Source organism: Xenorhabdus vietnamensis, from assembly GCF_002127535.1.
GTDB lineage: Bacteria > Pseudomonadota > Gammaproteobacteria > Enterobacterales > Enterobacteriaceae > Xenorhabdus > Xenorhabdus vietnamensis.
On the sequence record NZ_MUBJ01000007.1, the window covers coordinates 177,857 to 201,510 of the forward strand.

Annotated in this window: 26 protein-coding genes and 1 riboswitch; of the genes, 8 read left to right on the plus strand and 18 right to left on the minus strand. The window is 40.1% G+C overall.

The window, feature by feature from the left end; all coding sequences use genetic code 11:
- The first annotated feature begins 31 nt into the window (after nt 1-31).
- The 4 genes from Xvie_RS08825 (at nt 32) to Xvie_RS08845 (ending at nt 2,531) form a co-directional block, all read left to right on the plus strand.
- Nucleotides 32-589 carry a hypothetical protein gene (locus Xvie_RS08825; protein ID WP_086108953.1) on the plus strand — a complete coding sequence of 186 codons (558 nt, stop codon included), beginning with the start codon at nt 32-34 and terminating at the stop codon, nt 587-589.
- 220 nt (nt 590-809) lie between these two features.
- Entirely contained in the window at nt 810-1,364 is a 555-nt protein-coding gene (locus Xvie_RS08830; protein WP_086108954.1) for a hypothetical protein, read from the plus strand.
- Between the two features lie 114 nt (nt 1,365-1,478).
- On the plus strand, nt 1,479-2,246 hold the full coding sequence (locus Xvie_RS23115; RefSeq protein WP_244175549.1) for a hypothetical protein: 768 nt from the start codon (nt 1,479-1,481) through the stop codon (nt 2,244-2,246).
- A 21-nt stretch (nt 2,247-2,267) separates the two neighbouring features.
- Nucleotides 2,268-2,531: a PAAR domain-containing protein gene (locus tag Xvie_RS08845; protein ID WP_086108956.1), complete on the plus strand. Its 264-nt coding sequence runs from the start codon at nt 2,268-2,270 to the stop codon at nt 2,529-2,531.
- A 433-nt stretch (nt 2,532-2,964) separates the two neighbouring features.
- Here the strand turns inward: Xvie_RS08845 and Xvie_RS08850 are convergent, their stop codons facing one another.
- The 18 genes from Xvie_RS08850 to rppH form a co-directional block, all read right to left on the minus strand.
- Complete coding sequence (locus Xvie_RS08850) at nt 2,965-5,706, minus strand: DUF927 domain-containing protein (RefSeq protein ID WP_086108957.1); 2,742 nt, start codon at nt 5,704-5,706, stop codon at nt 2,965-2,967.
- Nucleotides 5,707-5,708: 2 nt separating this feature from the next.
- Nucleotides 5,709-6,119 carry a hypothetical protein gene (locus tag Xvie_RS21550; RefSeq protein ID WP_167376249.1) on the minus strand — a complete coding sequence of 137 codons (411 nt, stop codon included), beginning with the start codon at nt 6,117-6,119 and terminating at the stop codon, nt 5,709-5,711.
- Nucleotides 6,112-6,612: a host cell division inhibitor Icd-like protein gene (locus Xvie_RS08860; RefSeq protein ID WP_086108958.1), complete on the minus strand. Its 501-nt coding sequence runs from the start codon at nt 6,610-6,612 to the stop codon at nt 6,112-6,114. The genes Xvie_RS21550 and Xvie_RS08860 overlap by 8 nt, the downstream gene beginning before the upstream one ends.
- A gap of 34 nt (nt 6,613-6,646) precedes the next feature.
- Complete coding sequence (locus tag Xvie_RS08865) at nt 6,647-7,858, minus strand: tyrosine-type recombinase/integrase (RefSeq protein ID WP_086108959.1); 1,212 nt, start codon at nt 7,856-7,858, stop codon at nt 6,647-6,649.
- A 142-nt stretch (nt 7,859-8,000) separates the two neighbouring features.
- Nucleotides 8,001-8,408, minus strand: coding sequence for a prepilin-type N-terminal cleavage/methylation domain-containing protein (locus tag Xvie_RS08870; RefSeq protein WP_086108960.1), 408 nt, complete (start codon nt 8,406-8,408; stop codon nt 8,001-8,003).
- The gene (locus tag Xvie_RS08875; protein WP_244175550.1) at nt 8,405-8,863 is read right to left on the minus strand and encodes a YgdB family protein; all 459 of its coding nucleotides are present in this window, start codon (nt 8,861-8,863) and stop codon (nt 8,405-8,407) included. Before Xvie_RS08875 ends, Xvie_RS08870 begins: the two co-directional genes overlap by 4 nt.
- 123 nt (nt 8,864-8,986) lie before the next feature.
- Nucleotides 8,987-9,598 carry a prepilin peptidase-dependent protein gene (locus Xvie_RS08880; protein ID WP_086108962.1) on the minus strand — a complete coding sequence of 204 codons (612 nt, stop codon included), beginning with the start codon at nt 9,596-9,598 and terminating at the stop codon, nt 8,987-8,989.
- Nucleotides 9,595-10,101, minus strand: coding sequence for a prepilin peptidase-dependent protein (locus tag Xvie_RS08885; protein WP_244175551.1), 507 nt, complete (start codon nt 10,099-10,101; stop codon nt 9,595-9,597). Before Xvie_RS08885 ends, Xvie_RS08880 begins: the two co-directional genes overlap by 4 nt.
- A gap of 309 nt (nt 10,102-10,410) precedes the next feature.
- The gene (locus tag Xvie_RS08890; RefSeq protein WP_244175552.1) at nt 10,411-11,589 is read right to left on the minus strand and encodes a TauD/TfdA family dioxygenase; all 1,179 of its coding nucleotides are present in this window, start codon (nt 11,587-11,589) and stop codon (nt 10,411-10,413) included.
- The gene (locus Xvie_RS08895; protein WP_139838838.1) at nt 11,586-12,119 is read right to left on the minus strand and encodes an IS630 family transposase; all 534 of its coding nucleotides are present in this window, start codon (nt 12,117-12,119) and stop codon (nt 11,586-11,588) included. The genes Xvie_RS08890 and Xvie_RS08895 overlap by 4 nt, the downstream gene beginning before the upstream one ends.
- Nucleotides 12,116-12,589, minus strand: coding sequence for a helix-turn-helix domain-containing protein (locus tag Xvie_RS08900; RefSeq protein ID WP_086108964.1), 474 nt, complete (start codon nt 12,587-12,589; stop codon nt 12,116-12,118). The genes Xvie_RS08895 and Xvie_RS08900 overlap by 4 nt, the downstream gene beginning before the upstream one ends.
- A 71-nt stretch (nt 12,590-12,660) precedes the next feature.
- A complete protein-coding gene (locus Xvie_RS08905; protein WP_086108965.1) occupies nt 12,661-13,173 on the minus strand; it encodes a hypothetical protein in 513 nt (170 codons plus the stop codon).
- A gap of 111 nt (nt 13,174-13,284) precedes the next feature.
- Complete coding sequence (locus Xvie_RS08910) at nt 13,285-13,926, minus strand: LysE family translocator (protein ID WP_086108966.1); 642 nt, start codon at nt 13,924-13,926, stop codon at nt 13,285-13,287.
- A 6-nt stretch (nt 13,927-13,932) separates the two neighbouring features.
- Complete coding sequence (locus tag Xvie_RS08915) at nt 13,933-14,823, minus strand: hypothetical protein (RefSeq protein WP_244175553.1); 891 nt, start codon at nt 14,821-14,823, stop codon at nt 13,933-13,935.
- Between the two features lie 202 nt (nt 14,824-15,025).
- Nucleotides 15,026-15,820 (minus strand): thymidylate synthase, encoded by a 795-nt coding sequence (gene thyA, locus Xvie_RS08920; RefSeq protein ID WP_086108967.1) that lies wholly within the window; start codon nt 15,818-15,820, stop codon nt 15,026-15,028.
- Nucleotides 15,817-16,707 (minus strand): prolipoprotein diacylglyceryl transferase, encoded by an 891-nt coding sequence (gene lgt, locus Xvie_RS08925; protein ID WP_086108968.1) that lies wholly within the window; start codon nt 16,705-16,707, stop codon nt 15,817-15,819. The genes thyA and lgt overlap by 4 nt, the downstream gene beginning before the upstream one ends.
- A 147-nt stretch (nt 16,708-16,854) precedes the next feature.
- Nucleotides 16,855-19,101, minus strand: a complete 2,247-nt coding sequence (ptsP, locus tag Xvie_RS08930; protein WP_086108969.1) for a phosphoenolpyruvate--protein phosphotransferase — start codon at nt 19,099-19,101, stop codon at nt 16,855-16,857.
- Between the two features lie 9 nt (nt 19,102-19,110).
- Nucleotides 19,111-19,641 (minus strand): RNA pyrophosphohydrolase, encoded by a 531-nt coding sequence (rppH, locus tag Xvie_RS08935; RefSeq protein WP_086108970.1) that lies wholly within the window; start codon nt 19,639-19,641, stop codon nt 19,111-19,113.
- A gap of 116 nt (nt 19,642-19,757) precedes the next feature.
- A riboswitch (TPP riboswitch) is annotated at nt 19,758-19,862 on the plus strand.
- 106 nt (nt 19,863-19,968) lie between these two features.
- On the opposite strand from rppH, the gene thiB reads away from it, so the two are divergent.
- The 4 genes from thiB to Xvie_RS08955 are packed head-to-tail and all read left to right on the plus strand — an operon-like array spanning nt 19,969 to nt 23,469.
- The gene (thiB, locus tag Xvie_RS08940) at nt 19,969-20,973 is read left to right on the plus strand and encodes a thiamine ABC transporter substrate binding subunit (RefSeq protein WP_086108984.1); all 1,005 of its coding nucleotides are present in this window, start codon (nt 19,969-19,971) and stop codon (nt 20,971-20,973) included.
- Nucleotides 20,949-22,553, plus strand: coding sequence for a thiamine/thiamine pyrophosphate ABC transporter permease ThiP (gene thiP, locus Xvie_RS08945; protein WP_086108971.1), 1,605 nt, complete (start codon nt 20,949-20,951; stop codon nt 22,551-22,553). The genes thiB and thiP overlap by 25 nt, the downstream gene beginning before the upstream one ends.
- On the plus strand, nt 22,546-23,241 hold the full coding sequence (thiQ, locus tag Xvie_RS08950; RefSeq protein ID WP_086108972.1) for a thiamine ABC transporter ATP-binding protein ThiQ: 696 nt from the start codon (nt 22,546-22,548) through the stop codon (nt 23,239-23,241). Before thiP ends, thiQ begins: the two co-directional genes overlap by 8 nt.
- A 24-nt stretch (nt 23,242-23,265) precedes the next feature.
- Nucleotides 23,266-23,469, plus strand: coding sequence for a hypothetical protein (locus Xvie_RS08955; RefSeq protein ID WP_086108973.1), 204 nt, complete (start codon nt 23,266-23,268; stop codon nt 23,467-23,469).
- Nucleotides 23,470-23,654: the final 185 nt, after the last annotated feature.

Here is a 23,654-nt window from a genome sequence, read left to right on the forward strand (position 1 = left end):
TTTAATTTTATTGTCTTTAGGAGGTTATCATATGTATATACAAAAATATCAGATGTATGTTAGGGTTACGTCATATGATGAAAATTCGCCTGAATTTCCTAGCAAAAAAAATTGGTTCGATGCCAGTGAATGGCTAAATTCATCACAGTATATTAAAGTCCATGACGCCTATCTAATTAATAAAAAATTTGTCCCTATTGAAAATTTAGACACATTGAAAGCTTTGAGCATAACAATGACATTACAGGATGAAATTGATAATTCAAGGAAGTTCCCTGAACTTCACGAATTACAAAATATGGAAACCATAAAATTCCTGCATTTAATGCAAGATAAAATTAGCTATGAATATATATATACAAAATTTGATAAAGAGTCATTAAAACCAATATTGGATTTCTTTTTAATCAAATTCCCTCATAAAGATAAAAAATATGAGCTATTAGTGATGAGAAGAAAATATGAAGATGAATATGTATACGATCGCTACGATTCTATTTATAGAGAAAACGAGTGGCATAAGAGCAATAAAGATACTCTGACATACAGAGATTACCTTGCAGGAAAGATTGATTCATACAAACAATAATTTTTTCTAAAAACTATAGCTGCTGGGTTTTTAATGCGATGAAAGATATATTTTTCCATCAGCTATAGTGTTGGCAATTATGGTAAAAATCAATTTATTAGGTGGATTTCAAAATTAAAATACTGTGATTTGAAAATATGAAAATATGAAAATATCTAACATAAAACTTTTCTTCATAATGTTTTTTTTGATAGCATTAGTTTTCTCTGGGAGCTACTATATGTATATGCAAAAATATAAAATGGCAATACTGGTGCCATCGTATGATGAAAATTCTTCAGAATATCCGAGTAAAAAAGTATGGTTTGATGCCAGTGAATGGTTGGTTACCTCTCAATATATTAAAGTGAGTGATTTCTTTCTGATTAACAAAAAATTTGATGCTATTGAAAATGTTAATAGCGTTGATGTATTTAAATCCCTGAAAATAACAAGAACATTACAAGAAAAGATTAATGACTCAAGAGATTTTCCTGAGCTTCATGTTTTAAAAAACATGAATTTTATTGATTTTTTAAAGTTAATGCAAGATAAATTGAATTATGAGTACGTCTATACGGAATTTGATGAAGAATCATTAAAACCAGTTAGAGACTTTTTTTTGTTAAAATTCCCTTGTAAAGAAAAAAAATATGAATTACTAGTTATTAGAAGTATATATAAAAATGAATATACATATGATTCATATTGGTTCATTCTGAGAGAAAATGAATGGCATAATAGTCATAGAGATATTATGACCTACCGCGATTACCTAGAAGGTAAGATTGATTAATATAAATAATAAATTGGAAACTATAGTCGCTAGTCGCTGAACTGAAAATGATATAAAAAATATATTTCACCAGCGACTATAGCCTTAGCCATTATGATCGGAGATATCATAAATATGCCTATAGAGTTTAATGAAGAGCAATGTAATAAACTAAAAAACCATTCGATCAATACATATATCGATGAATTAGTAGCGCATTGTAATGAATCCTATCCTTACCTTGAAATGCAATTAGGCAAAGAAGGCTTAAGAACCGTACTGACAGACGCCATAGAAAAAACAAAAAACGATGGGTTTGATCAACGTGGTCCTGTTCAGTTTTATATTGATATGTTGATTTTGTTTGGGGCGGAATTTCAGACTGATTCCCAATATTCATGGATAAAGACTATCCTTGATAATTACGCTAATCTTGGACAATTAGAAAAAACAACTTTGCTTTATCATAAAGTTAATCGATATTTTAATGAAGTCCAGGGCGAACAGGATGAATACCTGAAAACCAGTCTGCTTAAATTACAGAGTATCAATATTGAAGGTTTAAACGTTCAATGGAATACCTATGAAAGTAACGTAGATGCACTTTTGAATTCCCTTTACCCACAAAAATACCGATATATCAAACAGAAAAATGTCAAAAAACTTATCCAATTCGGCGTTGAGAAATCGGGTCAGTATGACATAGAAAATGCTAATGAATCAGCCTTTTTAACCCTGATAATGTTTTTATTAGGCCATCAATTTGATCAGGATATTTTCTTGCCTCATTTAAATACAAAATTGTTCAGGCAATATTATTCTGATACTGATTCAGCGATCATGAAGATAGAAAAAGAAGTTAAAGATTATTTGAGAATATTTTCCAATAACATAGGAATATAGCTGATTAAGGAGGGAATAAATATGCCAAATAAAGCCGTTATCCGGTTAAACGATAAAACCGATCATGGTGGTAAAGTCATCACTGCCATTGATGGTTATGTTTATCAAGGTGTTCCTGTTGCAGGCAAAGGTGATTTAGTTGTTTGCCCGAAATGTGAAGATACATTTCCGATAGTGGAAGGAAGTGAGACTTTAAAGTATCAGAACAAACAAATCGCCTTGGAAGGCATGCGTACAGCATGTGGTGCAAAACTGATTGCCAGCCAGAAAACGTTTCTTGCTTAGACACTGACGCGCTGCGCTTGTCTTCTCCGTGCTACCGGGTTAATGTATTAGCCCGGTAGCACGGAGAGCTGAAAAAATAACGGTTACTATCGATTACCTTTATATAACTGCACCAATTTTCACGGGATAACGGGGTAAATGACATATTTATTATATATTTCATTGTGTTACTCTATCCCAATCTATCCCGTCACATTATGGCGCCAATTTAAATCATTTAAAATTCAATAAATTACAGCCTACCAGAGAAAAATCTTTTTCGGGATAACTTCCATTGCTACGATATCACTTTATTTGTAATCACCTAATGTTACGGGATAGTGCGGGATAAGACGGGATAATTAAAAAAGCTATAACTATCTGATATATTTTAAAATAAATCTTTCTTATCCCAATACCCCGTTATCCCAATGTTTTTTTCTCTTACGTGAGGTTAATCCTCATCCCTGAAAATCAGCACCACAAACCGCCCCTGAGTGCCATTCACTGAGATGGTTTTGCTGATAAAGCGATCTTTCTCCGCTTTAACCAGCATTCCAGCCTCTTCTAAGGCTTCAAAGCCGGATTTCTTCTGTAATCCCTGTAATATTTCTGCTTCAAATACACTGGGGATAATATGGTATTCAGCCTGTCCATCATGACGGCGGTTATGCACCAGATACCCGGCAAGATCACTAATCCTCATGGCGTGTGAAGTATCAATATCCCCATTTGGCCTGCCGTAGGTATAAGGCTGAAAGCGTGACAGCCCGTACTTCTGGATAAAGTCACGCGTTCTCGTGATCACCTGATATTTTTCCCGGTTTCCGATGCCAAAATCAGCTAACCAGTCATCGAAACTTTGCTTTACCGCAGCATGACACGCATCTTTATTCCAGCCGGTAATATGGGTTGCCAGCTCTCCAACGGCATCCAGTAACGCGAAACGCACGGCAACGCGCTTGACTTGAGCTGAGGCTTCTTCTGGCAGGCTATCAAGCCACTCTTTTTCTTTACGGGCAGTCATGTCGACTGCCTGCTCCTGATACTCAGACAACCATTGAACCCATGCCCGACCCGCTGCACCACAATAGCGTTTGGATTCACGTTTAATGGCTCTTGCATGAGAATCACCATCCTCATGGCCATTGAAACATTCCGTATCAATAAAGGGCACACTGAGCAGCCTGACAAGCTGCCCGGCTTTTGGGGTGATCCCGCCTTTTATTAGAAACGTTTCTAAATCTTCCTCGCCTGTTGAAAGGGCTGCAATCTTCCAGCGGATCACAGCACGGTTTCCGCCTTCCCGTTTTCCCTGAATTTTACCGACACCGTTAAACAGACTGTAGGCACTGTTAGCGACTTCTTTCGGGTTCGAGCTTTGCCCGATTTCATCAATCGGCATAAAGCCATCATTACGGGCTGCGGCTTCATTGTTTAAACCGTGGTGAGTACCGTGCCATGATAATTTCAGTTCTTCGGGATCGCCGTATAAGCTGCTGGCCGCCTCAACGGTGGTGGTTTTCCCTGCGGAGGATTGCGCAAATAAATGCACACCAAAGCAGCTCCCGCCTGTCAGTGAGTTAAGTGGGGCAGACAATCCCACCAGTACGCCCAGCATCATTGAGCGGTTGCCTTGCAGTAATGACGCAACGTGTGTTTTCCACTGTTCGGCGCTTCCCCTGATCATATAACCGGCAATGGCGGATGTGCCACCACTGAACGCCACAGGCATATAAGGCTGACCGATGATTTCACCGTCCGGCATGACATATGCGCCGCAGTGCCAGCCTGCTTTCTGTGTCACAACCCATTCACGGCGATCGCCGCTGCGTTGCAGATGCTCAGCTAAAACAGGCAACAGACTGTTTTTTACGGTGATGTTCATTCCCCGCGAACGTAATCTGGCCCAGCCAACCGGCATTCCAATTTCACGGCGGGGAAGCGCTTCAACAATACATTTTCCCGTGCCTTCCTGACGTAGCTTGATAATGAGATAACCTTCGCTGCCATCATTGCCAATGCCAACGATTTCCATGTAATCGCTCAGCCATTTTTCAACTTCGACGATTTCGCCACCTTGTTCTTTCGGTTCAACCCAGTAAATGCCGTTCTTGCGGATATCGATATGGGGTTTTAGCGGATCGTATTCTTTCTCCCGGTATTCATCTGAATCAGTGATTACAGATTTTGACGCTGCTACGTTCCCTACCGCCGCCTGATATAACCCATTGCTGAATGCCTGCTTTGCTGTCTCAATGCCATGCTGCTGGCGATAATCATTCCAGTCAGCTTTGTATTCCGTAGGTGGCAACGTAACCCAACCATTCACGGCAATAGCCGCTTTTTCTGCTGAAATCTTGCCGATATTTACCTTTGGTTTGCCTTTTTTATCCAGTTCGTCGGGTCTATGCCAGTCATTATCAGCAGCAAGGATGATTTTTGCGTCAGGCCATTGTGCCCTGACCTGCTTGGAAACAGTCAGTAAATTGCTTTCATCAATAGCCGCCAGCATTACACCGTCATGTAACTGGCTGACCGTTAAAGTTGTAGCATACCCCTCGGTAATGATGATTGTGTCCGGCGTTCCGGTTATCTCAGATACAGGGATAAAACTGCCTTTCTTCTGCGTACCGGAAACAAGACGTTTTTCACCATTCGGCTTGATGGTCTGAGCACCCGTGATTGTCCCGTGCAATGTTCGAGTGATCAGTAATAATGAACCATCTTTCAATAAGTTCTGATTGGGGCATTTCAGTTCTTTTTTCACCAGATATTGAGATTCACCCGTAACTGTAGTGGCAACCAGTGCCGCAATGCGTTCAGAAATCGGCTTTGCCACTTTCAGTTGTTCTTTGACGCTTTTGGGTTCAGGCAAAGGCATTGCTAAGGTATCAGCCACCAATTTGGCCGCTGCATAAATCGTGATCCCTTTGGCTCTTGCCACTAAATCCAGCCCGTCACCGTGATTTGGCTCATCACATTGGCGACAATGCCAGTCGCCGTTATGGTTATCATCGATAAAATGAAAGCGATCAGTGCCGCCACATATCGGGCAAGCACCATGTTTACCTCTTGCCGGAACTTCAACGCCACAAGCGGGCAACAAATTTTGCCAATAGTTAGCGGCGGATTGCTTCACTGCTAGGATTACATCTAATGGGCGGCGTTTCTGGTTATAATTTCCTTTATTCATGATCACTCATCCTCACCATTAACAGCCGCATAAAGCGCGTGATAAACTTCATGGTTGATATCACAGGCCAGTGACAGCAAATCATGCAATTCTTCCGAACAGTGTTGGCTGGCCTGCTCAAGAATGACTTCATATAAAGAAGTGCATAATCCTGCCCGAAATAAGGACTGGCCTAATGGATCTCTTTCCCGTTGTACGATGCAATTGACTAATTTATTCACTGGGTTCTGTGGGGCATGTTTCAACAGGTCTCGATGAACTTCCTGATGAATCCCGTGCGCCAGCACAATCAGGTTATTTAAGTTGGTTTCGCAGCGTTCATCCTTGGCTTTTTTGGTAATGTACGTGAAAAGTGAAATCCCCAAACCAGAACGATATAGAGCCTGTTTTAATGAGATAGGTTTATTATTCATGATGCGCCCCCTGAATAGGCAGACGACCAGCAAATAACAAAATATAGTCGCGAACAAGCATCATTCTTGCATGATGTTCATTGGGGGCGCTTGTTTCGATACGGCAAGGTATTGAGACTAAATCTGAACGTTTGATGCTCAAAAATAGAAATTTAAAGTGAGTTTGGGTAGGGATAGTCATCATAACGACGATCTCCTTTTCTTTTTCTAAGGAGTCACCGCGAGAGGTCTCAATCTCTATGGGGGCGGTGACGCTGACAGGGTTGAGACTACTGGCAGAAAAGGAAACCAGCCAGCCCGAAGGCTGCCCCATCAGCATCACCATTGAATTTGTATAGGCAAATAACGCCTTACTAAATGAAAGGTGCTGTAATGCTGCGACATAAAAAAAGACGCTTGGAGCGTCATGTGTCGCCTTTTCTATTATCAGGGTCTCAATCCTGACACCAGATTTTGCTGGTGCAAGCGCAATATAGCCAATGCTTGATGACAAAGTAAAGAGATAATTATTACTATTTTTTTAATGGCTATGCGCGCTTAAATTTGCCATGAACAACATTATTACCGTTCTCTAATGCTTCCATATAATCGGCATACCATTGAAGCATCTCTCTACGACCATCAATATACTGAGCATGGTTATACGTGCCACGAATAGAGTTCTTATCAACGTGTGCAAGCTGTGTTTCAATCCAAGCAGAGTTATAGTTTTGTTCGTGCAAGATGGTGCTCATAGTGTGGCGGAAGCCGTGTCCTGTAGCTCTTCCAGCGTATCCAATCCGCTTAATTAATACATTTAATGTCATTGCACTCATTGGCTGGGATTGATTTATTCTTCCCTGAAAAACATATTTCCTTTGACCTGTAATGGGTTTTATCTGTTCTAAAATATCAATGGCCTGTCTCGATAATGGGATAATGTGAGGGCGACGCATTTTCATTTTTTCGGCGGGTATCTCCCATTGAGATTTATCAAAATCAATTTCTGACCATTCGGCTGTACGCAATTCACCGGGGCGAACACCTGTTATCATTTGTAAACGCATTCCCATCTTTACTATGAAACTCCCTGTATAAGCATTTAAAGCCTTATAAAATGCATGTATCTCATCAACCGCTAAAAATGGGTAGTGTTCTTTTTTATGCGCAACAAAAGCAGACACTAAATCAGGTGCGGGATTATATTCGGCTCGCCCTGTAACTATTGCATACCGCCACACTTCCCCACAGCGTTGGCGAACCTTTTTGAGTTTTTCTGTCGCTCCTCGATCATTCATCCGAGATAAAACAGCCATCAGTTCCATTGGTTTAATTTCAGCAATCGGTCTGTTGCCGATGTAGGGAAAAACATCCTTTTCAAATGTTTCCATCATTTCTATTGCATAGGAAGCTGACCATCTGTCTTTACGCTTTTCGTACCATTCAAGTGTGATATTTTTGAAGGTATTTTCTATTTGGTTTGCGGAAGATATCTTTTCCGCTTTTCTTACTTCACTGGGATTAATTCCGTTAGCAACGAGCTTTCTGGCTTCATCACGTTTGGTTCTGGCTTCAATAAGTGTGACTACCGGATAGACCCCCAATGAGATCATTTTAGTTTTACCCGCAAATTGATAACGATATCGCCAGCCTTTGGAACCATTAGTATCAATTAACAAAGATAACCCGTTGCCATCTGCCAGTGTATAGGCTTTTTCCTTTGGTTTGGCTCGCTTGATTGCCAAATTTGTCAGCTTCATAAATCACCAGTATTGTATAGAAAAATTACAGAAGGAAACCATATACAAAAAACTATACAATAAATTGTAGATATTTAGAAAGACAACAGTAGACTGAAATAGAATTTAAAATTATAAATTCATTTATTTTACTTGCGGTTATTTACTTTAGTAGACCATAAGAGATATTAGTTTTATATCTCCCACCTGCACAAAACCAGCGTTCTAATTTACTTGGTTTATTGTAATGTACTGTCAATTTAACCGTTACTCGATAGCACTCCAAAGAGTGAAATTCTCGCTGAAATTCCATTTTCCATCCCCGTTGTATTATTGCCTCTCCTTCTGTTTCCTTCGGAGCAATCTGGCCTTCCCAACGCTCATATTGTTCCAACTGATCATGGGCATATCGTACCACCTTGAGCTGTCCCCAATATTGTTGGAAATTGGCTGACAATGCTTGATGGTAACGCATTAAACCCAATAAAGAGATCGCAAATACGGCAGATGCAACCATAACTTCAGGTAAACTCATCCCCTCTTGTCGCCCAAATAAGCTGTGCATTTTCATAAACAAAATTCAGCCTGAGAAACCGGGCAAAAATCCAGCCAGCCACTTTCAATAGGAACCAGTGTTGCAGGAATAAGTGTATCTTGATTTAAATGTTTCATCTGTTTCATCCATTGATAAAGTTCAAGCTTTTCTCCTGATGTGAATTGAGCGACACCTTTTAATAAAAAAAGATCACCTGAATAGTGCTTAAGACAACTATTCAAATTAAACTCAGTTTGTTGCAGACAAAACCAAGTGCTCATTTCTTTCTGATTAATCGGCCATGATTGAGCCTTTCCCCATATCAATGATGATTCAGCCCGCAGAAAAGCATTCAAATAATTTTGTTCATCCATCATCATGAGCATCGCGCTTTCCTGTTGATAATGGAGCGCTTTCAACATCATCAAACTCAGTGCCAATAGCATCATTATTGATACCAACAAAACATTTCCCTGTTGCTTATCTGTCATATTCTCTTCATGTCCCGATATAAATGCCTTTTCATAATAGTGATACATTTAGAGCTTGAAGCTCTCTTACTCCTTGCGGTGCGAAGAATAATAAGAAAGTGATCTAACATTTTGGAAACTTATTTATTCCCTGATATTACGCAGCCGAATTGTCGCTTGATGACGATGCACAATCGATGAGGATTTCAACCAACGGGCATTAATGGACAAAGTGATAAAAATTACTCCGTCTTTTGTGCGTGATTTTTCAAGATGAAAAACATCAATGACGATCTCTTTTGGATCAAACAGCCTTTCCCAACCAGTTTCCTGACAATCTTCAGCCCCTCTCTTCCACTCAAGGGCTCGGTTGTTTAACCGATAACCAAAAAACTCAGACTCAATATGATCAGGTTTTTCCCATCGATTATTTAAATTGAGATCAAAAGCAGCAATAAAACAGGAGTTGGCGGTTTCTGTATTTTTCTTTTTAATTATCAGTGGAGCACCTTCACACTGTTTTTTCTCCAGGCAATAACCTGCTCGTCGGATATCTTTCTCTATCAAATAAGCCGTTCTACTCACCAAATAATGCAATCTATATTTACGGTAAAGATCGAGAATCTGGACTGATAAAACCGGATACGTTTTCGTCATGGCAACAAAAATCACGCTACTGATCAGCAGGGCTATCATTATTTCCAGCAAGGAAAATCCTTCCTGTTTTGGTTTAAAACAGAAAATAGTCAAAATCATGGGTTTTTTATTCCCTCACAATTAGGAAGCTGATTAATTGTATTGCTGCATGTCCTGATCCGACCACGCCCCGAAATCACGACACTAATTTCACCTGCCGAGTTTGCCAAAGTGAAACTCGCCGGCATCGCTGTATTCCTGATCCCATAAAAATCAATGCGATCAGCCGTGGAAAATGACAAAAATACATCTTCATGAGGAGAATTAACAAGCTCCCCATCACTTTCATTGCAATCAGTAACTTTGGTTATAGACGATACCAAGCACCAATGTTGCCCTACCATCAACCATAAGGTGCGATCCTGATTCAAATAATTTGCCAAAGCCTGTTGCCTTTCCATAAAGGACAACACATTATGCACTGAAGATTGTAACCGCAGACGACTTTGATATTCCCCCCAATAATACAATCCCCAGGACAAACTGATCGAAATGATGATCATCGCAATCATTACTTCTAACAATGTAAATCCATTTTTGTTGTTTATATATTTATACGCCATTATTTCCCGACTTATATATTGCTCTCGGTTTTGGTCAAGGGAAATATCTACTATTAGAAATAGAATAAACAGTGGCACTATTTATTTATGCGAACAGATTTGAAAAAAAAGCAGATGTGTTACTTTTTTACATTTTAGTTGCGTGATAGTTCACAAAATGAAATTTAAAAATCACAAAATAAGAAAAAAGAGTAGAATAGTAATCTACTCTTTAATAGTTACATTTATGTTAATCGATATTTTTATATCTAAATTTATTTTTGATAAATTTAAACACATTGGGTATAAATTATTTTATTATAAAATAATCTAAACTATAAAACGTGTATTAATAATTCTGGGTTCTTCAAGAGTATCTGAGCTTGCCTGTTTAATATTTGTTAACGCACAAGTTCGCAATAACCATCTATCATAGCCATCATAACGTGGTATAAACTCTGAACGACCATGTACGCAGCGATTATTATTAATGATAAGTAAGTCTCCAGCTTCAAGGGCAACCCAATATTTATGTTTATTAGCAATTTTTTTAAGTTTATCAAGAACTAATTCAGCCTCTGAATTAAGCCCTTTCATTAAATCCAAATCATAGATCATATAAGGATCATTAGGATTTCCATAAAGAATTGAAGTCAGAGGGCCATTACCTTTTACTCCATTAGGGCTGCCATAAGAGTAATCTATTCCTGTAATAAAGAGTGGCTCAGACAATATTTTAATTTCTTTAAGAGACAAATCTCGGAGCATCATCTTAGCACTTGATGTAAAAGTTTTAGCATTTTTTTCATGATCTTGACGTAAACAATACAGTAAAACGTAATCACACATTAATGGATGAAAAGCAATTTCCGTATGAAAATCAAGTTCTTTCTTTGAACTTTCCGATGACAATAGGAACTCTTTTTTTATACTGGGAACCAAATTCTGGAATATGTTGCCATTTTTTTCTTGTGAATACCCAACAGCACAACCAAGGAATTCTGAAATCATGGCTAACCACAATTCACCATAAAAATTTCCTTTGTCAGGATAATGCAATGCATGTGATGGAGTGGGAGGTAAAATACCATCAAAATTTAAGCCTTTTAATAGCAATACGCCATAATCATTACCATAATTTTTAAAATTGTATAAATTTTCTATAAATTCTTGGTTAAGATAGGTTATTCGTTTAAAACTTTCGGAAAGAAATTTATTCAGACAATTGTAAGGGCTATTCATTTGATCATCATAGAATCCCTTATTAATTAACTCATCATTATCCACATGAATAATATGGCTACCTTTGATTTTAGATAAATCATGAGTAATGTCTGATTTTTCATATTCTTTTATATTGTTAGAAAAACTCGTATCCGACTGAAAATAGAGCTTTTTTTTATCGCTATCAATAATGTCTCCAATTATTCTTTTTAAAAAATTCTCATTATCGTATTTTGCGAAATAGAATGATGAATAAGTATTCAATAAACCAAGATAAGTGCTCAAGAAAAATTAATTGCAAATTTATCGCCATAACCTTCCAATAAAGTATTTAGCTCATACTCCATTGTATCCTGAGTCCAGGTGATAAAACGTCGCCAGTGATATTTGGCTTGTTTCCAGATGATTTCAATCAGATTCAGCTCGGGGCTGTAGGCAGGAAGATAAAGTAAAAGCAGGTTATGTTCTCGTAACCAGCGATTTCTGATTTTTTCCTCGATCCCATGGTGGATACGGGCATTATCCAACACTAAAAATGTCAGGCGGTTGTCCCCTTGTTTGGCGACCTGCTCTAAAAAATCAATCACATTAGCGCGTGTGATACTGCCTGATGTTGTCTGGTAAAACAGCGTGTTGTCCGTGTAATTTAACGCCCCCAGAACCGACCGTCTGTCATGGTCTTGAGGCTCAGTCTCATGGGGTTTACCCCGTGGGCTCCATCCATATTGGATCGGAGGAGACGCAGCAAAACCGGCCTCATCAAAATAGAGCAGTCGATAATGGCCTAACCGTGCTCCGCTCTTAATTTTATTCAGTAAGGCGGATTTTTTAGCAAACTCCGTTTCATTGCGCTTTTTTTAATCGACCGGCGGGTTCGTTTATAGGTGAGTCCCTGCTTTTTCAGGGTATTCGCCAACGTTTCAAGCGTACAGGGCAGGAAACCATGCTTTGCCTCAACGCACTGGGCTATTCTGGCTAGCGTCAGGGACTCTGCGCTGGCGGCTTCGACCGCAGTGGCAATCATTTCAGGTGTCATGGCAAGATACCGGCCTCCGGCATGACCCCCTAATAATCCCGCTATCCCTGAATTGTGCCATGTGTGAACCCAGTTGTAGATAACTCGGACACTGCATCCTATCTCAGCGGCGATCTGAGGTGGTTTTTCTCCTCTGGCAAGCATGAGCAATCCCGTTCCTCGCGTCCGAATGTCCCGGTGTGGATGATTCAAAGCAAGTTGTTGCAATGTAATTTGTTCAGGCTCAGAAAGTGTTATCTGCGATTTCATAAAAATAGGCGAAAAATCTGGTTATCGTGTTATCGATCATAGCAATAATGCAGATAATTTATCTTATTAACTTAATAGAATTTTTTATTGTTTTTATTCTTTTTCAATCCAATAACAAAATCGTTGTAATTGATAAAACTCTGCCATCCCTTATAATCAAAAAACTGTCGCACATAATTACCATGCAAATGGAAACTCTCTCCCCCGTAATTTATTTTCATTTCTCCATCAAGTTGATTTAAATAATCATATTTTTTATGTTTAAACTCTATATTCTTAGTAATAACCTCTTTGCTCATCGAGTTACTTTCAGTATGCGAATAAATTTCAGACAAAGAAAATATAATAGATATATTTGGTTGCTCATCTATATTATTTTGTGAAACATCATTAGTTGTAATCAGAATATCAATATCACTTATACAATTCCCTCTTGATATATAATCGTCTATATTACACACATCAAAGTTATAATTTATAAAAAAATCAATTATATTACCAAATGAGTTTATAGAAATATTATCTCTCCCTAATTTATTATAAAAAGAATCATCATATACAACAAGCAAACTTCTACCTTTCATTACCTAACCTCATCTATTTTAAATAAGAACAGCATCAATAAACTTCATATTGATGCCCCTGACTCTATAGATAAATTCGGACAGAAATCACATATTACAGAAATAAATTATTTACATAAAAATGGCGCTTGCTAACATAACAAATCCAAATAACAATAAAAATGCATTAGTAATAGACTCAATAATAACTTGGGAATTACCTTTTAAAAATACATTCTGGATATAAGATAGTGCATAAACAAATATAATCCACCAAAATACACCAATGATAATATCAATAATTCCAAGTATGATAACTTGTCTGAGTGGGGGTAGTGATGGATTAATAAATTGAGGTAAAATACTGATAAAAAATATGGCTACTTTGGGATTAAATACATTGGCCATAAGCCCGATTAAAAAAGGGTTTCTTTTCTGTTTGATTACATCTTGTGAAACTGTAATAGACTGTTGTTGATTTTTATTGCGATAAATCTCTCTTAGCCCAGAGATTCCCAGATAAACAAGATAAAAGGCTCCAATTATTTGCAATATACTAAACGCTATTTTCGATGTCGCCAGAATAACCGTAGCACCCAATGATCCTAAAACAAGGTGAAAAAACAGCCCTGATTGCACGCCAAATGCAGTGAGCATGCCTTCCTTTTTACTCTTGAATACACCTTTACTGATAACCGCCCAATCTGGGCCAGGGGTCAGATAAGAGAGTAACGCCAATAAAATAAATACAGACATCAATTCAAAGCCAATCATCTTTTATTATCTCAACTTGCAGTGTGTTATTATTTCAATATATTCATCACTTTCTCCTGGATTTATTTCCACTTTAAAGTCCTTTATTTCTTCTGTATTTTTTATATGAGTCCCACCACAAGGGATAACAACTGGATAATTTTCTACAAAACTTTTCCATAATCGCAAATCCCCAATGTTTTTTGATATGTATTCAACCTGTATTTCGTTACCGATTGACAACCAATTTTTCAGGGTAAGATTAATTTCTTCATTAACACTATCAATATCCTGCAAAAAGGCTGCCTTATCAAATCCTTTTTTCTTTATCGACTTACCAAACCGATATATATCTACAGATTGCAATTCAGAAATTGATGATTTAAATATTGATGCCTTATCTAAATTAAAGTTACCTAAACTATCTGTATCATAATTTTTATTCCAATATTTATTGGCCGCCTTGTTTAGAGCCAAGGACATAAAATGCACCATGCTATGTACCGCACTGATTTTATGTCTGGCTTCCGCATCAACAGATAATTTAACTTTTTTACTTATAATAATTTTTCTATCTATAATAAAATTTTCTTCCAGACCATTTAATGACTCTAAATAGTGTGCTGGAATAAGCTTATCTTCTGAATTTAATTTATTAGGTATATTCTGGTCAATATAAACCTGTCCGTCAATGATAGCCGCAGTATAAGTTTTGACAATATTTAGTATATGAGTACCAAAGGCTATAACTCCGACGTCACTTTTTTGATCTTCCCATTTATAGTTTTTGGGATAAAAAGGGCTATTTTCTGTAATAATAATATAACCATCATTATATTTGAATATATCAATTACTGCTGCATCCAGACTCAATTCCCCAGTCATAAATGAGGATTCAATTACTGAGTTACTTAACATGTCAATTTCACCTGCTGTTTATGTTATAAACAACCAATCTACTTATTGATTAAAAAATGTCAAGTTCTCTGCAAGATGCATTTTCCGCACGAAATATAATTAATGAAATAAATAATTCATTAAGGTAAATAAATTTCCATCCCCAAATTCGAGGATGGAAAAAAGAAAAAAATGTTTTTTTATTTACTGATGTCATTCAGAATTAAATTGCAACCGGGGCTTTAATACCCGGATGCGGATCATAATCCACAATCTCAAAGTCTTCGAATCGATAATCAAACAGTGAATCTGGTTTGCGCTTAATAACTAACTTAGGTAACGAGCGTGGCTCACGGCTTAATTGAAGTTTGGTCTGTTCCAAATGGTTGCTGTAAAGGTGGGTATCACCACCAGTCCAAACAAAATCACCGACCTCAAGATCACACTGTTGCGCCATCATATGCACCAATAGAGCATAGCTGGCGATGTTGAATGGCAACCCTAAAAACACATCACAAGAGCGCTGGTAAAGTTGGCAGGAAAGTTTGCCATCAGCTACGTAGAACTGGAAGAAAGCATGGCATGGTGCCAATGCCATTTTATCCAATTCCCCGACATTCCACGCGGAGACAATGATACGACGTGAATCTGGATCTCTTTTCAACTGCTCAATAACTTGGGTCAATTGATCGATCTGGCGACCATCCGCTGTTCCCCAGGCACGCCATTGTTTACCATAAACAGGCCCCAAATCGCCATTTTCGTCAGCCCATTCATCCCATATAGACACACCATTATCTCGCAGATATTGGGTATTGGTATCGCCATTCAGGAACCAAAGCAATTCATGGATAATGGAACGAATATGACAACGCTTGGTTGTTACCAGTGGGAAACCTTCTTGCAAATTGAAACGCATCTGATGACCAAAGATAGAGAGTGTTCCCGTCCCTGTACGGTCATCTTTTGCAGTGCCCTCTTCCAGCACTTTTTTCATTAAATCCAGATACTGTTTCATTTTGTCTCTTGAACCTTGTTATTGCGAGTTTTGTTATCAGGGGATTTATATGCCCATATCATCATAAATAATCCCATTAAAATCATAGGGATAGAAAGTATCTGCCCCATACTTATCCCTTCAAACAACCCGAGCTGAGCGTCAGGCTGGCGGAAAAATTCGACTATTATACGGAATGCGCCATAACCAATCAGGAATAAGCCTGAGACGCTCCCCATCGGGCGTGGTTTACGGATAAATAAGTTGAGGATGATAAATAACACGATGCCTTCAAGTACCATCTCATATAGCTGTGATGGATGGCGGGGCAGGACACCATACTTTTCCAGAATCGGCCATAACGAAGAATTAGCTGTGGCCAATGCAATATCTTCACTGCGGGAACCCGGGAATAACATCGCCCACGGCGTATCAAGCGTAACACGCCCCCACAATTCTCCATTGATAAAATTGCCGATACGCCCCATGCCCAAACCAAAAGGAACTAGTGGGGCAACAAAATCCGCGACTTGTAAGAAATGGCGCTTGGTACGGCGCGCACACCACCACATGGCGCAGATAACCCCTACCAGTCCGCCGTGGAAAGACATCCCCCCATCCCAAACTTTAAACAGGTAAAGAGGATTATCCAGGAACATCGGGAGATTATAGAAAAGAACATAACCGAGGCGTCCACCGACGAAAACCCCGACAAACCCTGCATACAGTAAGTTCTCAACTTCGGTTTTATTCCAGCCACTGTTTGGTTTTGCCGCACGGCGATTTGCCAACCACATGGCAAAAACAAAACCAACCAGATACATAAAACCGTACCAGTGGAGGGATAAAGGCCCGATTGAAAATATGACTGGGTCAATATTAGGAAATGCCAGATAGCTAGTGCTCATCGTTCCCCACTAAAAAATAATGTTATGTGAATGAATGATATTGTGAATAAATGATCTTATGTGAATGAATTATAAGGCTTGAATAACTTAAGACAAATAATCGCAGATAATAACACAGGCAATTAAATGGATTAAGGTTTATGGTGACTAAATCCCCCCTCGAATCAAGCCTCCCAAACCATGGGATTCCATAAATTCGGCTGATAACTTTTTTACCTCATGGCTGGTTTCGGCTTTTAATATCAATTTGATTAGATGCTCAAGCTCATTGGCATCCAAATGTCGCAATAAATATTTGGTACGCGGAACGCTTCGACCACTCACGCTCAGGCTACGATAACCTAAACCAAGCAATATTAATGTCCCCATTGGTAAACCTGCCATTTCTCCGCATACACTAATAGGGAGATCAAGGCGTCGGCACTCATCAAAAGCCAATTTCAGTGCTCTAATTACCGCAGGATGTAAATTATCATATAGCGAAGCGACATGTGTATTATTGCGATCTACCGCCAACAAATACTGGGTCAGATCATTTGTACCAATAGAAACAAAATCAATCCGCTTTTTTAATTGTGATAGCAAAAAAATGGTAGAGGGTACTTCAAGCATAATACCAATCTGAGGCATTTTGATTGTGGCAACCAAAGTTTGCTCCACTTCAACTTTTGCTCTTTCAATCAGTTTTCGGGCCTCATCAATTTCTTCAATGCTTGTCACCATCGGCAAAAGTATTTTTAAATTACCCGTCTGTACATTAGCTTTTAGCATTGCCCGAAGCTGAATCAGGAATATCTCTGGTTGATCCAGCATGATGCGAATTCCCCGCCACCCCAGACAAGGATTTTCTTCATTAATGGGCATATAGGGAAGCTGTTTGTCAGCGCCAATATCCAGTGTTCTCAATACAACTGACTTATCAGGGAAAAGTTCCAGTATCTCTTGATAGCGATTTTTCTGCTCATCTTCTGATGGAAAACCGCTATTCAGCATAAAAGGAATTTCTGTGCGATACAGTCCAATACCATCAATACTATCTTCTATCTGTTGTTCATGTTTTAAACTCAGGCCAGCATTGAGCTGTACCAGAACCCGTTCCCCGCTTTTAAGCTGTGCTCGCTGTTGCTGTTCACATTCAGCCAGCTTGCTGAGAACCTGCTCTTCTTCAATGATTTGTTGATATTCCCGGACAATCAGAGGTTCCGGTTCAATAAAAACCTCGCCCCGGTAACCATCAAGGATCAGTGTTCGGTTGTGTAATAGCTCAGGCTGGATATCCGCCCCCATGATAGCGGGAATCCCCATTGCACGAACCAGTATTGCGGAATGGGAATGAGTCGCACCATCCCGCACTATTACACCAACCAATTGCTCTTCTGGCATCTCAGCCAGTAAGTTAGCACTGAGTTCATCAGCAACCAGAATAAAACGCTCCGGCCATTGCCCTCCTTCGGTGAAGAGATCATTCAGATGGTACAGTACCCGTTGACCAAGTGCCCGCAGATCTGATGCCCTCTCTCGCATGTAAGGATCTTGCAAACTGGTAAACTGTTTAGCATATTTCTCAATCACGGTTTTAATCGCCCATTCAGCCATAAAACCATTATCGACGGAATGAAACAGATCTTGTTTGAGTCGAGGATCATTTAATAGATGAGAATAGAGATCAAAAATGGCGGCGCTTTCTTTCTGCGAGCTAATAGTGAAACGCTTGCTGATACGACGGCATTCGGCAGTGGCTTTTTCAAGAGCACAAGTCAGCCTTAAGCGCTCAGCCTGATAGTCCAGTGTTAATGCTTCAGTAACCTGTTCCAACAAAGGTTGGGAGCGATCTTGCCATCCCTGCGCCATCACAATGCCATTAGAAATGGCAAGAGCCTTTATACGCGTTTGAAGATACTGACCAAATAACTCTTTTGTTTGAGCCTGAGCGAGAACGGCGGCAAGCTGCATCGCTAATGTCACCATGAAAGATTCTTCACTTTCATTAAATAACCGTCGATCATGTTGCTGGACAACCAATATTCCTTGCAATTGGCGACGGTAAACTATTGGTACACCTAAAAAAGCTCGTAGGTTTTCTTCTTTTACTTGGGGAATATATTTAAAACTGGGATGGTCACGGACATCAGCGAGGTTAATTAATTCGGACAAACGCCCAACTTGCCCCACAACGCCTTCATCAAAGGCCAGACTGATGGCTCGTCCTTTGGGCTTTTTCAACCCTTTAGTTGCCATCAGGTAATAGCATTGCCGCCTGTGATCTGCCAGATAGATAGAACAGACATCCGTGTTCATTGCCAGACACGTTTCATTGACCAGCAGCTCAAGCGCTTCAGATAAATTAGCTGCCATAGCAACCTTTTCGACAATTTCCCGTAAGCGCATGAGCATAGTAATTACCTAACTTCTTCTACGACGATGTAAATAAGGTGAATATAGCAATGAAGCAGGTTCCTGCGTTGGCATCACAACAGAAGAGAATTCTTTCATCACACGGCGATATACATCCCGTTTAAAAGAAACTACCTGCCGGACAGGATACCAATAGCTGACCCAACGCCAACCATCAAACTCCGGCATCTTACTGCGCTGCACATTAATATCTGCTTCATTACACAGCAACTGCAATAAAAACCAACGTTGCTTTTGCCCAATACAAACGGGCTTTGTATCCCAACGCACCAAACGCTTGGGTAATTTGTAACGCAACCAACTACGAGTTGAGGCGAGAACCCGTACATCTTTGCGATTTAAACCAACTTCCTCGAACAACTCGCGATACATCGCTTGCTCTGGTGATTCCCCCGGATTGATACCCCCCTGAGGAAACTGCCAGGAATGCTGCCCATAACGGCGGGCCCACAGAACCTGCCCTTGGCGATTACAAATTACAATTCCTACATTCGGGCGGTAGCCATCATCATCGATCACCAGACTACCTCTCGGTATAACAAATTTAAAAAGATAGCTAATTGTTTCACACTCATCTCAAGCGGTAAACCTCTATGATTGGACTTTGCAGGCGTAACCGAAGTCTCTACAATACCGCCATCTCAACGGGGTGCAGCTATTACAAAACAGTACTGCTGAGAACAAACCCGTCGAACCTGAACCGGCTAGTACCGTCGTAGGGATTTGAGACGCTAATCATTGATATAATAAATGTAATTTTCATTTAGCACCTTCTCAGATCCTTTGCCACTGCTAATAACTATTAATATTTATAATTATGAATATTCATAACTACAGGAGAGCAAAGTGTTCAAGAAATTATTTTCCAGCTTTATTGCTATCAGTATGTTGTCTATTTCGGTCAATGCCTTTGCTCAGGTGAAGCCTACACTGACAGTTTATACTTATGATTCATTTGCCTCTGAATGGGGCCCGGGGCCAGCCATCAAAAAAGCCTTTGAAGCTGAGTGCGGCTGTGAACTGAAACTCGTTGCCCTGGAAGATGGGATATCCTTGCTGAACCGTTTGAGGATGGAAGGCAAAAAAACCCCCGCAGATATCATACTGGGGTTAGATAACAATCTGATTCAAGCCGCTCAACAAACAGGGTTATTCACACCCAGTCACGTCGATACCTCAAAACTGAAATTGCCTATTACATGGAACAATACGACGTTTATTCCTTACGATTACGGTTATTTCGCCTTTATTTTCAACAAAAACACCTTGCCTCATCCCCCCAAAAGTATGGATGAATTAATCAACAGTCACCAGAATTGGAAGATTATTTACCAAGATCCACGCACAAGCACTCCGGGCTTGGGGTTGCTGCTCTGGATACAGAAGCTTTATGGAGACACAGCGGCACAGGAATGGCAGAAAGTTGCCAGAAAGACACTCACTGTCACTAAGGGCTGGAGTGAAGCCTATGGCCTGTTTCTGAAAGGTGAAGGTGATATGGTACTGAGCTACACCACGTCACCGGGCTATCATATTATGTCAGAGAAAAAAGATAACTATGCTGCGGCCGTCTTCAAGGAAGGACACTACTTGCAGATTGAAGTGGCTGCTCAAGTGGTCTCAAGCAAACAACCGGAACTGGCGCAGAAATTCATGAATTTCATGCTCTCACCTGCATTTCAGCAAGTCCTGCCAACGACACAATGGATGTATCCCGTGATTGATATTCCTTTGCCTGACGTTTTCAAACAACTTCCTGTTCCTGAAAAATCTCTGCAATTCAATGCAGATGATGTGGCAAAACACCGTACAAAATGGATCCGTACATGGCAAAGCGCTGTAAGCCGTTAATCGCGGGTTGGTTATTGCCGGGGGTCATTGCCTCCGGCCTATTAATTATTGTTGCCCTGTCAGCATTCGGAACGCTGTGGCTCAATGCGCCTGAAAGCCATTGGCAGGAATTCTTTAATGACAGTTATCTCTGGCATGTCATTCGGTTTACTTTTTGGCAGGCATTTCTATCTGCTGCCTTCTCGGTAACCCCTGCCATTTTTCTGGCACGGGCACTTTACCGTCGCCATTTTCCGGGAAAGACGCTATTTCTGCGCTTATGTGCCATGACATTGATTCTTCCCGTTTTGGTCGCTCTGTTTGGCATTCTTACCGTTTATGGTCAAACCGGCTGGCTGGCAAATATTTTCCAATGGATAGGCGTTGAATATCGTTTTACTCCTTACGGGCTGCAAGGCATTCTACTGGCACATATTTTCTTCAATATGCCAATGGCAACACGGTTATTGCTGCAATCTCTGGAAAGTATTGCCATTGAGCAGCGCCAACTCGCTGCCCAGCTTGGCATGAATGAATGGCAGCATTTTCGTTTTATCGAGTGGCCTTATCTGCGCCGCCAAATCCTGCCGACCAGCGCATTAATTTTCATGCTGTGCTTTGCCAGTTTCGCAACCGTCCTTGCCTTGGGGGGAGGCCCGGCAGCAACGACCATTGAACTTGCCATTTATCAGGCAATCAGTTACGACTACGATCTGGGTCATGCTGCCCTGCTTGCCTTGATACAACTTTTTTGTTGCCTCGGTTTAGTACTCCTTAGCCAAAAGCTCAAGGGTGTACTTTCCGTTGGTTATGGGCATCAACAACAATGGAGCAATCCACAGGACTCATGGATGAGAAAATTATCTGATGGTTTACTGATTGGCATCGCTTTACTGCTGTTACTTCCTCCTCTATTTGCGGTGATCGTTGATGGCCTGAACCGTAGTATTTTTAATGTATTAAGCCAACCTGCTTTATGGCAGGCTCTGATAACTTCTATCATCATTGCGTTAGGCGCAGGATTGCTGTGTGTTTTCCTAACTATGATGTTGCTATGGAGCAGTCGAGAACTACGTTTACGCCACTCTCCCCGATGGGGGCAGGCGATGGAAACCAGCGGTTTGTTAATCCTTGCCATGCCGGGAATTGTCCTTGCCACGGGATTTTTTCTCCTGCTGAACACCACCACTGGCATACCTCAATCACCTTACGGATTGGTTATCTTGACCAACGCACTAATGGCAATCCCCTACGCCCTAAAAGTATTGGAAAATCCGATGCGCGATCTGGCGGAGCGTTACAACTCCTTATGTCGTTCTCTCAATATCCAAGGGCTTCACCGCCTTCTCTGGATCGAGCTTAAAGCATTAAAAATCCCATTAGCGCAGGCGCTGGCTTTCGCCTGTGTATTATCAATCGGGGATTTTGGTGTCGTCGCATTATTTGGCAACGAAGATTTCCGCACCTTGCCTTATTACCTGTATCAACAAATCGGGGCATATCGTAGTCAGGATGGTGCAGTAACCGCATTCCTGCTGCTTTTGCTTTGTTTTATTTTATTCACTGTGATTGAACGCTTACCGAGCCGACGCCATGATTAAACTTGAAAATGTCACTTATACCTATGAACACCTTGCCATGCATTTTAATGTGAGCGTTAAAGCCGGAGAACGCATTGCGATCCTCGGCCCAAGCGGCGCAGGTAAAAGTACATTATTAAGTTTAATTGCGGGCTTCCAGTTCCCAGAACAAGGCAATATCTGGCTGGATGGCGAAAATCACACAAATACCCCACCTTCCAAACGACCCGTTTCGATGCTGTTTCAGGAAAATAACCTGTTTTCCCACTTAACCATTGAGCAAAATATTGGTTTGGGATTGCATCCCGGATTACGGTTGAGTACTGAGCAAAAGAAAACACTCCAACAGATTGCCACACAAGTGTCGCTGGAAGAGTGTTTGCCTCGCCTGCCAGCTCAACTTTCTGGCGGACAACGCCAGCGGGCGGCACTGGCTCGCTGTTTAGTCCGCCATCAACCGATTTTATTGCTGGATGAACCCTTTTCGGCACTTGATCCTGCTTTACGTAATGAAATGCTGGAATTGCTGGATCAAATATGCAGTGAACGACAAATTACCTTATTAATGGTGTCCCATAATCTTGATGATGCAGCAAAAATCGCCCCACGTTCCTTGCTAATTGTGGATGGAAAAATTCATTATGATGGAGCAACAAAGAAATTGGTGAGCGGAGAGGCTGATGAGGCGGTGATTTTGGGGATAGTTTGAATTACTGAGTCGGATAAATTCAAGATGAATAAGTTAATAAAATTAGAAAAACAATATGGAGAAATATCCCTAAATACTGTTCAAAGAGAAGAGTGCATCAAATTTATTATCCAAGAAAAATATCAAATATTCCCAGAATATTTAAAATTCATAACTAAATATGGTCATGATATATTCAGTGGATTGGATATATTGATCAATGGGAAAGAAATTATAATAATAGATTGATTTTATACAAAAGTGGCCGCTTAAACGGCCACGCTTCCAATATACCTTACTTATCACTTTCTATATTACCCAACTCTACTTTCTTATATACGCAATTAACTTGAAGATGCGGGTTTTAAAATCTGGAAATTATCAGTCAGACGGGTAATGAGTTCACTGGCTTTTTCTGGCAACGTGACATGAAA

Bases quoted from the DNA above. Each gene is read 5' to 3' on its own strand.
- Xvie_RS08865 (WP_086108959.1), bottom strand. From the start codon at position 7,858: ATGAAGCTGACAAATTTGGCAATCAAGCGAGCCAAACCAAAGGAAAAA.
- Xvie_RS08875 (WP_244175550.1), bottom strand. From the start codon at position 8,863: ATGACAGATAAGCAACAGGGAAATGTTTTGTTGGTATCAATAATGATG.
- Xvie_RS08870 (WP_086108960.1), bottom strand. From the start codon at position 8,408: ATGAAAATGCACAGCTTATTTGGGCGACAAGAGGGGATGAGTTTACCT.
- Xvie_RS08955 (WP_086108973.1), top strand. From the start codon at position 23,266: ATGAATAAGTTAATAAAATTAGAAAAACAATATGGAGAAATATCCCTA.
- Xvie_RS08825 (WP_086108953.1), top strand. From the start codon at position 32: ATGTATATACAAAAATATCAGATGTATGTTAGGGTTACGTCATATGAT.
- Xvie_RS08915 (WP_244175553.1), bottom strand. From the start codon at position 14,823: ATGTTAAGTAACTCAGTAATTGAATCCTCATTTATGACTGGGGAATTG.
- Xvie_RS08905 (WP_086108965.1), bottom strand. From the start codon at position 13,173: ATGAAAGGTAGAAGTTTGCTTGTTGTATATGATGATTCTTTTTATAAT.
- Xvie_RS21550 (WP_167376249.1), bottom strand. From the start codon at position 6,119: ATGAATAATAAACCTATCTCATTAAAACAGGCTCTATATCGTTCTGGT.
- Xvie_RS08900 (WP_086108964.1), bottom strand. From the start codon at position 12,589: ATGAAATCGCAGATAACACTTTCTGAGCCTGAACAAATTACATTGCAA.
- Xvie_RS08880 (WP_086108962.1), bottom strand. From the start codon at position 9,598: ATGATTTTGACTATTTTCTGTTTTAAACCAAAACAGGAAGGATTTTCC.
- Xvie_RS08850 (WP_086108957.1), bottom strand. From the start codon at position 5,706: ATGAATAAAGGAAATTATAACCAGAAACGCCGCCCATTAGATGTAATC.
- lgt (WP_086108968.1), bottom strand. From the start codon at position 16,707: ATGAGCACTAGCTATCTGGCATTTCCTAATATTGACCCAGTCATATTT.
- thiP (WP_086108971.1), top strand. From the start codon at position 20,949: ATGGCAAAGCGCTGTAAGCCGTTAATCGCGGGTTGGTTATTGCCGGGG.
- Xvie_RS23115 (WP_244175549.1), top strand. From the start codon at position 1,479: ATGCCTATAGAGTTTAATGAAGAGCAATGTAATAAACTAAAAAACCAT.
- thiQ (WP_086108972.1), top strand. From the start codon at position 22,546: ATGATTAAACTTGAAAATGTCACTTATACCTATGAACACCTTGCCATG.
- Xvie_RS08845 (WP_086108956.1), top strand. From the start codon at position 2,268: ATGCCAAATAAAGCCGTTATCCGGTTAAACGATAAAACCGATCATGGT.
- Xvie_RS08830 (WP_086108954.1), top strand. From the start codon at position 810: ATGTATATGCAAAAATATAAAATGGCAATACTGGTGCCATCGTATGAT.
- thyA (WP_086108967.1), bottom strand. From the start codon at position 15,820: ATGAAACAGTATCTGGATTTAATGAAAAAAGTGCTGGAAGAGGGCACT.
- ptsP (WP_086108969.1), bottom strand. From the start codon at position 19,101: ATGCTCATGCGCTTACGGGAAATTGTCGAAAAGGTTGCTATGGCAGCT.
- Xvie_RS08910 (WP_086108966.1), bottom strand. From the start codon at position 13,926: ATGATTGGCTTTGAATTGATGTCTGTATTTATTTTATTGGCGTTACTC.
- Xvie_RS08885 (WP_244175551.1), bottom strand. From the start codon at position 10,101: ATGGCGTATAAATATATAAACAACAAAAATGGATTTACATTGTTAGAA.